Genomic DNA, 11,966 nt, shown 5'->3' on the forward strand with positions numbered 1-11,966 from the left:
CCTTCCGAGGTTATGCTTCTATGGAGCCCAGTTGCTGAATTGCTTTCTTTTGCAACTCGTTGCGCTCTGAGATGAGTTTGGAAATGCTGGCGTAGTTGCGGGTTACCTCGATCATGCGGGTAATCTCGGTTACGCCTTCAACGTTGGAGCTTTCGATCGCGCCCTGAACAATTGAGGTGTTGGTCGCGGGGAAGGGCTCAGGTCCTGTAAACAGGTTGTCGCCTTGATGGGTCAGCTGCTGTGCGTTTTCAAACTCCACGAGGGAGAGCTTGCCAAGGGTTACGTCACCCACGGAAATCACGCCTTGCTTGTCGACAGAGATCGGTCCTTGATCTGTCGGGATCGTCAATGGAGCGCCGTCAACCAGAACCGGATTGCCGGAGGCTGTTTGCAGCTCGCCTTGTGGGCTGAGATGTAGGGAGGTTGTGCGGGTATAAAGCTGTTCGCCGTTAAAGCCTTCAACGCTCAGCCAGCCGTCACCTTGAATTGCAAGGTCTAGCGGATTGCCTGTTTGGCGCAGAGCGCCTTGGGCAAAGTCGAAGGAAGTGGCGAAATCCTGCGTATAGGAAAGGGTCTCATCCATAGTTGGAAAGGCAGTCGCCTCTGCAACGGGCATGAGATATTCTTCAAAATGTATCCGCTGGCCCTTAAAGCCAGTGGTGTTGATGTTTGCCAAGTTGTTGGCGATGACATCCATCTCGCGCTTAAGCGCCGTTTGGCGCGATAGCCCGATGAGCTGTGCGTTTTCCATAGTCTAACTTGCTCCCCAGCAAGCCGTGCTCTCCCCAGAGCAGCGACGCAGACTGATGTGCAGGAAGCGTGCCAAGTTGAAAATGGCGGAACTCTGGGCTTTCAAAAACCAATGAAAAGGGCGCTCGGCAAAATTTGCCCGTTAATTACTGCCGATGGGACTATTTGGCGAGGGCTCTGTTAACCTTCTGTTAACCATTGAGGGCGCATTAACCTATTATTAATACGTAGGTTAATTTGCTTAATTTTGGCGGTGGGGCAGTTTATGGCGAATACCGACAGCGAAGAGCTGGGACAGGAGCCCAAGTCATCGAAGTGGCGTTTGGTCATTATCGGGGCTGCCATTGCGCTCGTCGTTGGTCTGGGTGCTGGAGCTTACTACCTCACTGGAGGACTTTCATCCTCTTCATCTTCCGCCGGTGTTGCAGAAGAAGATGTGCCGGAAGTTAAGCCGGTGGTTTTTTATGACCTGCCAGAGATGGTGGTCAATTTGGCGACGGACGGACGCCGCACATACCTAAAAGTTCAGATTTCTCTGGAGCTGCAAGACGATGCCATGGTGGATCGGGTCGAGCCCTTCCTACCGCGCATTATGGATGCCTTCCAGATTTACCTAAGGGAGTTACGTCCTGCAGACCTTGAAGGCTCTGCGGGCTTGTTCCGTTTGAAGGAGCAGTTGCTGCGGCGCATAAACTTGGCGGTTTATCCGGCGCGTGTTGAAGGGGTGTTGTTCAAGGAGATCCTGATCCAGTAGGCGTTTGCCTGCTGGCCGGTGAATTGAGGGGCAGTTGTGACAGATCTTGCAGAAAATTTTGATGACGATCTGGACGCGGACGAAGATCTCGCCGCTGCTTGGGGTGCTGCTCTTCAGGAACAGGGGGCAGGAAACGCCGAGGACATTGCAGCTCAATGGGCAGCGATGGTCGAGGACAATGAGCCGGACCTTGATGATGCTGCTCGCGGCGCTGATCGCATTCTCAATCAGGAGGAGATTGATAACCTCCTAGGCTTCTCCTTTGATGAAGCGCTGACCGGTGAAAACGAAGGTATTCGTGCGCTCATCAACTCGGCAATGGTTTCGTATGAGCGCCTGCCGATGTTGGAGATTGTGTTCGACCGCCTTGTACGGCTTGCCACAACATCTTTGCGCAACTTCACTTCCGACAACGTCGAAGTCTCTCTCGATTCCATTAGTTCCGTACGGTTTGGCGATTATCTCAATTCCATTCCGCTGCCTGCCATTCTTGGGGTTTTCAAAGCCGAGGAGTGGGATGGCTTTGGTTTGGTGACCGTTGAAAGTTCGTTGATCTATTCGATCATCGATGTACTGCTTGGCGGCGGGCGTGGCACTTCCATGGTGCGTGTTGAAGGCCGCCCTTACACCACCATCGAGACCAATCTTGTGCGCCGGATGATCGAGATTATTCTCGATGATGCCGAGCAAGCATTTGCGCCGCTGTCGCCGGTCCATCTTCCGCTAGAGCGTTTGGAGACCAATCCGCGCTTTGCCGCTATCTCCCGTCCAGCCAATGCTGCAATCCTCGTTGAGTTGCGTATCGATATGGAAGATCGCGGCGGCAAGATCGAAATTTTGCTGCCTTACGCGACTATCGAGCCAATTCGCGAGATGCTGCTGCAGATGTTCATGGGCGAAAAGTTTGGCCGCGACCCTATCTGGGAAGGGCACTTGGCTTCCGAGGTCTATAACTCCGAGGTTCAAGTTGCAGCAGTGCTTTACGAAAACGCTCTGCCGCTTGAGCGCGTAATGAATTTGGAAGTCGGGCAGACATTGTTGTTCGACGTTGGCCCGCAAGATCCTGTGCAGATCAAATGCGGCGATACCGCCTTGACCGAGGGACGCCTTGGTCGTGTGGGCGATCATATTTCAATTGAAGTTTCTAGGGAGCTGAAGCAACCGCGCATGACGCTGGCAGCCTTTGAGCGATCCCTGCAAAATGACATGGAGGCGTCATAGCTATGGATATCGGGCTTATTGTCGAGTGCATTGTGGCGCTGCTCCTTGTCGTCACCATTTGCTACTGCTGGGTGCTTAACAAGCGCCTCAAGCGGTTGCGTTCCGACGAGGAATCCTTGCGGGCAACCATCTCGGAGCTGATTACTGCAACGGAAATCGCAGAACGTGCGATCTTGGGCCTCAAGTCCACCGCAGGTAATGCGGATCGCACCTTGGGTGCCCGCCTTGATGAAGCGGAAAACGTTTCACGCAAACTGACCGATCAATTGGACTTCGGGCAAGGGGTTCTGGATCGTATCGGCAACGTTGCTCACGGCGCAGCCTCTGCAGAAGCTGCAAGTCCGCGCCGTGAGCCAGTTGCGGAGCCTGCACGCCAACCAAAGCGCAACCTGACAGATGATATCCGCCGTGCGGCGGGCGAATCTGCATCAAGGCTTGAAGAGTTCCGCCGCCGCTCTCAGGAACGTGTTGCATGACGTTACGCCTGCTGCCTCTGGTCGTTTTTGCCGGTTCCGCTCTTTTGGTTTTGAAGCTGATGAGCTTCTTTATCGAGGATAAGGCCTCTATTGGTATGCTTCGCGATGCGTTGGCAAATAACGGAACAGCCTTAGACGCCAGAGGTGTTGATACGACGCTGCCAGCGGGAATGCCGGATCTCAACAGTGGCGCAATCGGCAGCTCTCCTTCAGAGCGCGAGCTTCTTAAGAGCTTGGGTTCTCGTCGTGAAGAGCTGAATAAACGGGAGCAGGAATTGCAGCTCCGCGAGCAGATGTTGTCTGCTGCCGAGGCTCGCGTTGAGAAGCGCATTGCCGAGCTGAAAGCGATGGAAGAAGAGCTGCAATCGACCGAATCCCGGCAAAAAGAGCAGGCTGCGCAAGAAATTCTGGATCTTGTAAGCATTTATGAGAGCATGAATGCCAAGAATGCGGCTCGTATTTTCAATCGCTTGGAGCTGGATGTCTTGCTGCGGGTGGTCAAAAAGATGCAGCCGCGCAAAATGGCCGATGTTCTGGCTTCTATGGACCCAGAAGCAGCGGAGCGTTTGACTGTCGCGCTAGCTATGGGCGGTGCGCACGCAGCCGCTTCCGGCGCAACTATTCTGCCGAAGATCAAGGGCAACTGATTGGCGGCATCGCCAGTGGCGAGCGTGGACTTACTGTGTCTCTAGCAATGGGGATAGGCGGCGCAGTGTTGAACTATTCGCCCATACCCATTTGGCAGTTCGTAACAGAGAATTAACGGGAAACTATATAAAATTACCTAGTTTTATTCTGAGGTTCTCTGGGCGCAATGATTTCCGGTTTCAATAAGGTTCTCAAAGCACGGTATGACAAGAGGGGCGCGGGGCTGCTCATGCAGTTCCTGTTCGTCTCTCTATGGCTTGCTGCTGGGCTTTTCCCCTTTTATGCGTCCGCTGCTTCTCTTCCCGAAGCTTCGCTCGAGATGGATGCCAGCGAGGGCTATGCCCGCTTGGTTATCAACTTTGAGGGCCGCACGACGCTGCCGGAGTATGATGCTCTCATCACTGCTGGCGTACTGCGCATCTCTTTTCCGCAAGGCATTGATGTATCCGTAGACGACGTACCGGATACTTTGAGCGATTACGTTTCAATTGCTCGCCGCGATCCGGATGGCGGGGCGCTGCGCTTTGCGCTCAAGAAGCCCGTCAACATCAACACAATGGAAGCTGGAGAGCGCCTTTTCATTGATATGCTGCCGCCGAACTGGGAGGGCTTGCCTCCGGGTTTGCCGGAGGATGTTGTCGCTGAACTTGCAAAACGGGCCGAAGAAGCATTGAAGCGTGTACAGGAGCTAGAGAGAAGCGGTGCAACGTTTGATCCTGTAGCATCCGTTGATCTGGCCGTTGGTGAGCATCCAACTTTCACGCGCTTTGTCTTTTCATGGTCTGGTCCGTTCGATAGCTCGTTCACCCGCAACGGGCAGGATCTCAAGGTCGTGTTTGATCAGGAAGCCGAGCTGGACGTTAGCCGTTTACGTGCACGTTTGCCGAATGGCGTGCTAGCTGTTCGCTCAGGCAATGATGACGGTTCGACGCACTTTACAATGCAGGTCGTGCCTCAAGCCGATATCCGTGCCTTTCGGGAGGGCAATACCTACGTGATGGATATAACTCCGCCGCGTAGAGCTATCAAATCAGCCGAGCAGCAGGCTGTTGCCGAGGCTTTGGCCATCGAGCCACCGGTTGCGGACGAAGCCAAAAGAAGTAACGAGATTGTTTCCCTAGCGCCGCAAAAGGAAATGGCTGCAAGCGAGCAGCCTGAGCCAAGTGAGGAAGATGAACTTGCAAGCAAGGTTATTCTTCCGGCAGCCAAGCCCAACCAGTCAATGGATGAAGTCGCGCGTCCTCGGGCGAAGACAGAGGGCGGCGAAGAAGCTGGGAAGCTGAAGGAAGTCGAAGAACAGCAACAGGTCTCGCCTCCAACGTCTTCCCAACAACTATCCGCAAATACAGAACCAAAGACCGAGGGCGTTGTTCTCGCTCCGAAACCGCTCGTTCTGGAGCCGCGTTCGGCTGTGAAGCCTTCCAAACAAGCTGCGGCTGAGGCTCCTGTCATCGTCTCACAGGAGCCATTAAAGCTTCCGGTATCACCAGAGGCGCTCAACGAGTTGGAGGAACAGGAGAGTAACCTTGTAAGCGTTGAGACCAGAGATGTTGGCGCTTTCGTTCAGGTGACCTTTCCGTTCGCAGGTGATGTTCCAACCGCGTTCTATCGGCGGGATAATATCTATACGCTGGTGTTTGAAAGCCAGAAGGCTCTCGATGTTCGGGGCATGGTCGCTGCGGTAACGCGCTATGCAGAAGACGTTAAAACCCAGTCTCATGATGATCACCAGATCGTCACGATGGAGTTGAAACGGGCAGCGCTTGCGAGTGTGGAATTTCTTGATCAGGGCTGGCAGCTAACTCTTGGCGAGACAATCGCAGCGCCGACAAAGGCGGTGGCAGTAAAGCGCCACATTCAAGGTGACGGCACTCCTTTGCTGCGTATCCCATTTGGAGACCCAAGTGCCTTGCATAAGATCGATGACCCTTATGTGGGCGATACGGTGTTTGTGGTTACGGCTTTGCCGCCGGTTCGTGGTGCTATCAAGCCGCAGCGCTTTGCCGAGCTTTCCGTTCTGCGCTCCTCTCATGGCCTTGCTCTTGTTCCGCTAGCTGATGATCTGTCTGTTACGCTTGCCGGTGATGATGTGCTCGTGGAGCGCGCTAAAGGCCTAGCGCTTTCTTCAGGGCTTCTGGGTGAACGCACTATCGCAGGAAAAGAGGCACGTGACCCAACCCAGCCGGGGCTTGTAGAATTTGCGACGCTGACCACGCCGAGTGACGAGGCATTCCTGAAGCGCATCCGCGAGTACGAGCGCCGCTCTGCAATGGCGGAAGGTGATGAACGCACTGGCCTGCGCATGGAGATGGCGCGGTTTTATATCGCGCACGGCTTCTCTTCCGAGGCGATTGGCATTCTGGAGCTGATAGAGCGTGATGCGCCCGATATGGCGAGTAAGCCACTCTACGGCTTGATGATGGGCGCAGCGCAGATGATGTCGAACAGGCCGGAGGAAGCGATTGAGTTCCTCACTGTTCCAGAGCTGATGCACAGCCCTGACGCTGCTGTTTGGAAAACACTAGCCCATGTAGCCAAAGAGCATTGGCCGGAGGCAAATGCTGCGCTTGGCCGTACGGCGTTTGTGACGAACAACTACCCTGTAAAGGTGCAGTCAGACTTCAATTTGGCGGCAGTAAAGGCCCAGCTTTCCCTTGGAGATTATGGTTCTGCGCTCAAGTACCTGTCTCAGGTAGAGCCTAGTAAGCTGGATGTGGAGCAGGCGGCTCGCTATGACCTTTTGCGGGGGCAGCTTGCCGATATCTCCGGCCGTACACAGGAAGCATTGACCGCTTTCGATTTCGTTCTGAAATCTACGGACGGACCATGGGCAGCTGAGGCGCAGTTCAGGTCTACCCACATTCGTTATCGAGATGGCTACATTGACCGCGAGGAGGCGATTGACCAGCTGGACGGGCTGGTGACCTCGTGGCGCGGTGATAAAACCGAGATCAACGCATTGCGTTTGCTGGCAAGGCTACGTGCTCAGCAGGGTGACTACCAAAAGGCTTTTGAAGCGATGAAACAGGCGCTTTACTCTGATCCTGAAGCGGAGGAGACACGCAGGCTCCAAGAGGAAATGGGATCGGTCTACACCTCGCTGTTTCTGGATGGTAAGGCAAACGAGCTTGATACCATTAGGGCACTTTCGCTTTTCTATGATTTTCGGGAGCTTCTGCCTGTTGGTTCACGAGGTGACAAGATGGTGCGCAACCTTGCAAACCGTCTGATTGATCTGGACCTCCTACAACAGGCGGCGAGTTTGCTTTCTCACCAGATTGATAACCGCTTGAAGGGTGCTGCAAAAGCGCAGGTTGCGGCTGATCTCGCCGTTGTCTATCTGCTCGACCGAAAGCCTGAGGAAGCCTTGCGGGCGCTTAGCCGTACCCGCCAGGGGCAGCTTCCTCGCGTGCTTCAACGCCAGCGGAGCATTGTGGAAGCGCGGGCTTTGACCGAAAGCGGACGGCCTGATCTTGCCTTGGAACTGGTTCGTAATATGAGCGGTTCTGACGTTGAGAGGCTGCGGGCTGATACTATGTGGGCCGCAGAACATTGGCAGGATGCTGGAGAGCAGCTAGAGCGCATGCACGGTAGTAGGTGGTCTGATGCGGCTCCGCTTTCCAAGCAGGAACGTCTTGATGTTCTGAAGGCAGCAGTGGGTTACACGCTGGCTGAAGACAGGCTTGGTCTGGAGCGCCTGCGCCAGAAGTACGCCGAGAAGATGAGCACGAGCGAACATGCTTCCGCGTTTAATGTGGTTACGCGGCCTATCGAAGAGCGTGGTGTTCCGTTTAGAGAGGTGGCTCGTGCTGTGACTTCGACAGATAGCCTGCAGATGTTCTTGCAGGAATATCGCCGTAACTACCTGAGTGCGCCATCTGCTTCCGCTGCGGCCGAGCAGTTGTCCTCACAGACATCTAGTTAGGCGTATTGATCGGTGAAGCGGCGTCAGGTGACGCCGAAGCTTTGCACGAGGCTACCTGCAATCAACTGCCATCCATCGACAAGCACGAAGAAAATCAGTTTGAAGGGTAGGGAGATGACGACAGGCGGTAGCATCATCATACCCATGGACATGAGAACCGATGCGATAACGAGGTCGATAATCAAGAAGGGCAGATAGAGCAGAAAGCCGATCTCAAAAGCGCGGCGCAGTTCGCTGATCATGAATGCAGGTACGAGAACGCGCAGGCTCAATTCTTGCGGAGTTTCCGGAGCGGGTTCATTTGCAAGCCCTTGAAACAGCTCCACATCACTCTCGCGCACCTGTTTAAGCATAAAGTCATGAAACGGTTCGCTAGCCCGCTCAAAGGCTTGGTCCATCTCAATAGTGCCGTCCATGAGCGGTTTAACGCCGTCATCGTAGGCTCGCTCGAAAACGGGCGCCATCACGAAAGCAGACAGGAAAAGCGCTAGAGAGATCATTACCGCGTTAGGTGGTGCGGTTTGTAGGCCGATAGCTGTACGAAGCAGCGAAAGCACCACCACAATGCGGGTGAAGCTGGTGACCATAACAAGGATACTGGGAGCGAGGGATAGAACAGTCAGCAGTGCAATGATCTGCAACAGGCGCTGCGTGAGGCCATTGTCTTGGCCAAGATCTATCGAAATTGTCTGGGCTGATGCCGGTTCAAGACCAGCGAGGACCAGTAGTGCAAGAAAAAGAAATAGCCGCATTGTACCCTGTCCGAAATCGAACAGGGTACGTTTGGGATCGGTTGCGCTTAGTGTGCGCGAGTTTCCCCGTCAATCTCACTAAGTAAATCTGCCATAGTGTCGCCGAACGGCTCAACGGTGCGTTTGGTGTCGTCCAGAGGTTTATTGGTGTTGGATGCTGCAACTTTAGCTGCATCATCCTTCTTTGCCTCTGGCTTCTCGTCGCTTTTGGCAGACGCTTTAGACTTTTTGGCAGGTGCTGTCTTATCTGCCTCTTCTTTGCTTTCAGCCTTTTTGTCAGCTTTGTCCTGAGGCGCCTCAGAAGCGCTCTTTACAGTCTCAGCTTTAGGCTTTTCAGCTTTCGCTTCTTTGTCGGTTGCAACAATCGCGTCAATGGCAGCGTCGATTTTGCGATCAACTTCATGCTCGCTCTCAACCTTCGGTGCCTTATCCGCTTTTGCCGGTGCTTCAGCCTTCACTGCAGCCTTGGGAGCTTCATTTTGTTCAGCTTTGGCTGGTGCGCCGTTCGCTTTCGGAGCAGCTTCACTCTCAGACTTTTCTGCTGGCTTTTCCTGCTTAGCAGTCGGACGAGGATAAACACTGGATGTGCGTGAGGCTGGTCCTGCAAGAGGCGGCGTCATCTCTCTGCGGATCGGTGCACGAACACGGCTAGGTGCTGCAGTTGCAGTTGCCGTAGCCGCAGACGGAGCAGTTGCAGAAGGAGTTGTTGCCGCTGGTTTGAGGATTGGTGCCTGAGCAGGTTGCGCCAGTGGCTTCATCGCCGCACTACCAACTGGTGGATAGGCCCTTGGCTTATCTCCCAAATTTGTATGATGCGTTACAGCTGCGCCCTGTTGTGGGCCAGCAGGCTGCACAATTGGTGCTGGGCGTGTTGGCGCTACAGGCGCAGGCTTTACCTGCGGGGCCGTTGGCTGAACCTTGATTTGCGGGGCTTGCGGCTTAGGTGCAGGAGGCGTTGCAACCTGTGCCTTTACAGGCGCTGGTGCCGGAACTGGTTTTACCACCTCAACGGTCTTCTCAGGTGCTGGAGCAATTGCAACAGGGGCAGTCTGCTTAGGCATAGCTTCCTGCTTCGCTGGTTTTGCTACCTGCGGTTCGCTGCTTTCGCTGGAAGGCTCGCTGACAATGCTGGTTTGATCCGAATAGCCGTTGGTTGCAGAAAAGTGACCGCCAACAGCGGCGGAACGGCCATGGGTTGCAGAAACCGGCATACCGCGAACAATCTGCTGTTCCACGACGAGATCATTTTGACCACCTACAAGAATGAGGTGCTCAACGTTATCACGGCGGATCAACAGAAGGCGGCGGCGAGCATCAATATCCGCAGCGTCCATAATCGCAATACGCGGCTGACGGTTACGCGCACCCTTGTAACTCGTGCGGGCAAAGCGCTTGAGAAGGGGAATAACGACAGCAGCTAAGGCTAAAACAAGCCCAAGCGATAAAATGATAGAAAACAGCAGCGCCACTTCAGGCGACAGACCGAGGTTTGCGGCCAACCAGTCTTTCATTCCGTCCTCACTTCAGCGGAGCCCCTCCGCTTTGTTGCAGCTATTGCCGAGTTTTTATCCCCGTCGTTGCGTATGCGAATCCGCCCCTACGCAAAGCCGTTGCTTTGTTTACCCGATAGTAAGGCCCGAATGAACCGATCTAGCTTATTTCTCGTTGGAGAAAATTAACTATAATCAGCCCCGAGTTTTACATTTCAATGCCTTACTTCGGCGCGGGTATTTAAAGGTTGACCAAAAGAAGAGGAAAATTGCACCATTTTGCAAGGTCGTACTGAAACTTAAAGCGATGTTTGCCGAGGGAAATGGTTTATTTTTCGTTAATGTTAACTATTCGTTAACCATTGAATAGGCAAAAATTACCTAGTTATTAATACGCACTAGAGTGATTTGATGTCCATTGTCGACCTGCCGCTATTTCAGGCGTTGAAGCAGAAAATGAACTGGCACCAGCAGCGTCAGGGCTTGCTGGCACAGAACATAGCCAATGCTGATACGCCGGACTATCGGGGGCAAGACCTCAAAGACTTTAAATTTGAAGGCATGGTTGCCCAGCATACGGGTGACGCAGGGCCCGCCCGCACTCATGCGGGGCATATTGGTGGATCTGCCATTAGTGGCAGTGGTTCTGCAAAGGGTATTTCTGCAAAGAGTTTCGAGCGCACACCGGACGGTAATAGCGTGGTGCTGGAAGAGCAGATGATGAAGGTTACGGAGAACCAGATGGATTACCAGATGGCGACTAGCCTTTATTCTCGCAGTTTAGGGCTGCTGCGTACCGCGCTTGGGCGATAAACGAACTCGAGCCATTCACGATGGGGCGTCGTAAGTGGTTTAACCAGATTTTTGAGGGGACAAGCCGTTGGACTTGGTCAAATCTATCCACATTGCTGCATCGGGCTTGAAAGCGCAGAGCGGACGTATTCGCGTCATCGCGGAGAACGTTGCCAATGCTTCTTCAACGGGCCGCACGCCGGAAGAAGACCCGTATCGCCGCAAGGTTCCGACTTTCAAGACAAGCTTTGACCGTGAACTTGGGGCTGCCGTGGTTGAGCTTGGCCGAGTGCAGGAAGATCAGTCTGCGTTCAAGGCGCGGTTTGAGCCGGGGCATCCAGCTGCGAACCAACAGGGCTATGTGCAGATGCCTAACGTGGACACGATGGTTGAAGCGGTTGATATGAACGAAGCGCAGCGTTCATATGAGGCTAACCTCAATGTGGTGCGTTCATCGCGCTCCATGCTGCAAAGAACCATCGATATTTTGAAGGGTTAAGCTGCTCTGCCAGCTTTATGAGGAGGGGAACCCATGTCTAACGCAACAATGGCGGCGAACGCCTATGCAAGTATGGCGCAGGTCGGCTCTGCAACGCAGGGCGGAGTAGGCGCAACTGCTGGCGGTTTGGCAAAGGGCGAGGGCTCTGATTTTGCCCAGATGGTTCAGTCTGCAGTTCAGGACGTTGCGGATGCTGGCTCTACCACGGAAAGCCAGTCTATCGACCTTCTTCAAGGCAACGCAAACGTGGTGGATGTTGTGACAGCAGTAGCTGAAACAGAGCTGGCGCTTGAAACTATGGTCTCGGTTCGCGACCGCGTAATTTCGGCCTATGAAGAAATCATGAGAATGCCGATCTAACCGGCGGAGGTTCTATGAACGGCGCAGAAGTACTTGATATTGCCAGTGATGGCATTTGGACCCTGATCAAGGTGTCTGCGCCGGTGATGCTCGTTGGCCTTGTGGTAGGCGTTATAGTGTCTTTGTTCCAAGCATTGACGCAGATTCAGGAAGCCACGCTGGTCTTCGTGCCGAAAATTCTCTCTATCTTCATTGGGCTTCTGGTGGCTCTTCCCTTTATGGGAGAGCTTATGGGCAGCTTTACCGAGCGTGTGACAGCTCTCATTATCAGTCCCCCCGTATAACCCGTCGGATAGCCT

The 11,966-nt window shown here is 54.0% G+C and carries 12 protein-coding genes; 9 read left to right on the plus strand and 3 right to left on the minus strand.

The features are described from left to right. Positions 1-10: 10 nt before the first annotated feature. Positions 11-751, minus strand: coding sequence for a flagellar basal-body rod protein FlgF (flgF, locus tag E1162_RS18700; RefSeq protein ID WP_155134693.1), 741 nt, complete (start codon positions 749-751; stop codon positions 11-13). Positions 752-1,015: 264 nt separating this feature from the next. On the opposite strand from flgF, the gene E1162_RS18705 reads away from it, so the two are divergent. The 5 genes from E1162_RS18705 to E1162_RS18725 all read left to right on the plus strand — a co-directional run bounded on the left by E1162_RS18705 (position 1,016) and on the right by E1162_RS18725 (position 7,774). Next, positions 1,016-1,504: a flagellar basal body-associated FliL family protein gene (locus E1162_RS18705; protein ID WP_155134696.1), complete on the plus strand. Its 489-nt coding sequence runs from the start codon at positions 1,016-1,018 to the stop codon at positions 1,502-1,504. A gap of 36 nt (positions 1,505-1,540) precedes the next feature. Then, a complete protein-coding gene (fliM, locus tag E1162_RS18710) occupies positions 1,541-2,725 on the plus strand; it encodes a flagellar motor switch protein FliM (protein WP_371312021.1) in 1,185 nt (394 codons plus the stop codon). Positions 2,726-2,727: 2 nt separating this feature from the next. Next, the gene (locus E1162_RS18715; protein ID WP_155134699.1) at positions 2,728-3,201 is read left to right on the plus strand and encodes a DUF6468 domain-containing protein; all 474 of its coding nucleotides are present in this window, start codon (positions 2,728-2,730) and stop codon (positions 3,199-3,201) included. After that, positions 3,198-3,848 carry a MotE family protein gene (locus E1162_RS18720; RefSeq protein ID WP_155134702.1) on the plus strand — a complete coding sequence of 217 codons (651 nt, stop codon included), beginning with the start codon at positions 3,198-3,200 and terminating at the stop codon, positions 3,846-3,848. Before E1162_RS18715 ends, E1162_RS18720 begins: the two co-directional genes overlap by 4 nt. Before the next feature lie 230 nt (positions 3,849-4,078). After that, complete coding sequence (locus tag E1162_RS18725) at positions 4,079-7,774, plus strand: tetratricopeptide repeat protein (RefSeq protein WP_257099116.1); 3,696 nt, start codon at positions 4,079-4,081, stop codon at positions 7,772-7,774. 23 nt (positions 7,775-7,797) lie between these two features. Here E1162_RS18725 and fliP read toward each other — a convergent pair whose 3' ends face one another. Together fliP and E1162_RS18735 are read right to left on the minus strand one after the other, a co-directional pair. Further along, a complete protein-coding gene (gene fliP, locus E1162_RS18730; protein WP_155134707.1) occupies positions 7,798-8,526 on the minus strand; it encodes a flagellar type III secretion system pore protein FliP in 729 nt (242 codons plus the stop codon). 47 nt (positions 8,527-8,573) lie between these two features. Beyond that, positions 8,574-10,037 carry a flagellar biosynthetic protein FliO gene (locus E1162_RS18735; RefSeq protein ID WP_155134710.1) on the minus strand — a complete coding sequence of 488 codons (1,464 nt, stop codon included), beginning with the start codon at positions 10,035-10,037 and terminating at the stop codon, positions 8,574-8,576. 390 nt (positions 10,038-10,427) lie between these two features. On the opposite strand from E1162_RS18735, the gene flgB reads away from it, so the two are divergent. The 4 genes from flgB (at position 10,428) to fliQ (ending at position 11,951) form a co-directional block, all read left to right on the plus strand. Continuing rightward, on the plus strand, positions 10,428-10,829 hold the full coding sequence (gene flgB / locus E1162_RS18740; protein WP_155134713.1) for a flagellar basal body rod protein FlgB: 402 nt from the start codon (positions 10,428-10,430) through the stop codon (positions 10,827-10,829). Positions 10,830-10,896: 67 nt separating this feature from the next. Next, positions 10,897-11,307, plus strand: a complete 411-nt coding sequence (gene flgC, locus E1162_RS18745) for a flagellar basal body rod protein FlgC (RefSeq protein ID WP_155134716.1) — start codon at positions 10,897-10,899, stop codon at positions 11,305-11,307. Between the two features lie 33 nt (positions 11,308-11,340). After that, positions 11,341-11,667, plus strand: coding sequence for a flagellar hook-basal body complex protein FliE (gene fliE / locus E1162_RS18750; protein ID WP_155134719.1), 327 nt, complete (start codon positions 11,341-11,343; stop codon positions 11,665-11,667). A gap of 14 nt (positions 11,668-11,681) precedes the next feature. Then, positions 11,682-11,951 (plus strand): flagellar biosynthesis protein FliQ, encoded by a 270-nt coding sequence (gene fliQ, locus E1162_RS18755; RefSeq protein WP_155134722.1) that lies wholly within the window; start codon positions 11,682-11,684, stop codon positions 11,949-11,951. Positions 11,952-11,966 lie beyond the last annotated feature (15 nt).

The sequence above is a fragment of the Pseudovibrio flavus genome (genome assembly GCF_009711345.1).
Taxonomy (GTDB): Bacteria; Pseudomonadota; Alphaproteobacteria; order Rhizobiales; family Stappiaceae; genus Pseudovibrio; species Pseudovibrio flavus.

Coding starts and splice junctions, on each gene's coding strand:
- flgF (WP_155134693.1), bottom strand. CDS start 751: ATGGAAAACGCACAGCTCATCGGGCTATCGCGCCAAACGGCGCTTAAG.
- E1162_RS18705 (WP_155134696.1), top strand. CDS start 1,016: ATGGCGAATACCGACAGCGAAGAGCTGGGACAGGAGCCCAAGTCATCG.
- E1162_RS18715 (WP_155134699.1), top strand. CDS start 2,728: ATGGATATCGGGCTTATTGTCGAGTGCATTGTGGCGCTGCTCCTTGTC.
- E1162_RS18720 (WP_155134702.1), top strand. CDS start 3,198: ATGACGTTACGCCTGCTGCCTCTGGTCGTTTTTGCCGGTTCCGCTCTT.
- E1162_RS18725 (WP_257099116.1), top strand. CDS start 4,079: ATGCAGTTCCTGTTCGTCTCTCTATGGCTTGCTGCTGGGCTTTTCCCC.
- fliP (WP_155134707.1), bottom strand. CDS start 8,526: ATGCGGCTATTTCTTTTTCTTGCACTACTGGTCCTCGCTGGTCTTGAA.
- E1162_RS18735 (WP_155134710.1), bottom strand. CDS start 10,037: ATGAAAGACTGGTTGGCCGCAAACCTCGGTCTGTCGCCTGAAGTGGCG.
- flgB (WP_155134713.1), top strand. CDS start 10,428: ATGTCCATTGTCGACCTGCCGCTATTTCAGGCGTTGAAGCAGAAAATG.
- fliE (WP_155134719.1), top strand. CDS start 11,341: ATGTCTAACGCAACAATGGCGGCGAACGCCTATGCAAGTATGGCGCAG.
- fliQ (WP_155134722.1), top strand. CDS start 11,682: ATGAACGGCGCAGAAGTACTTGATATTGCCAGTGATGGCATTTGGACC.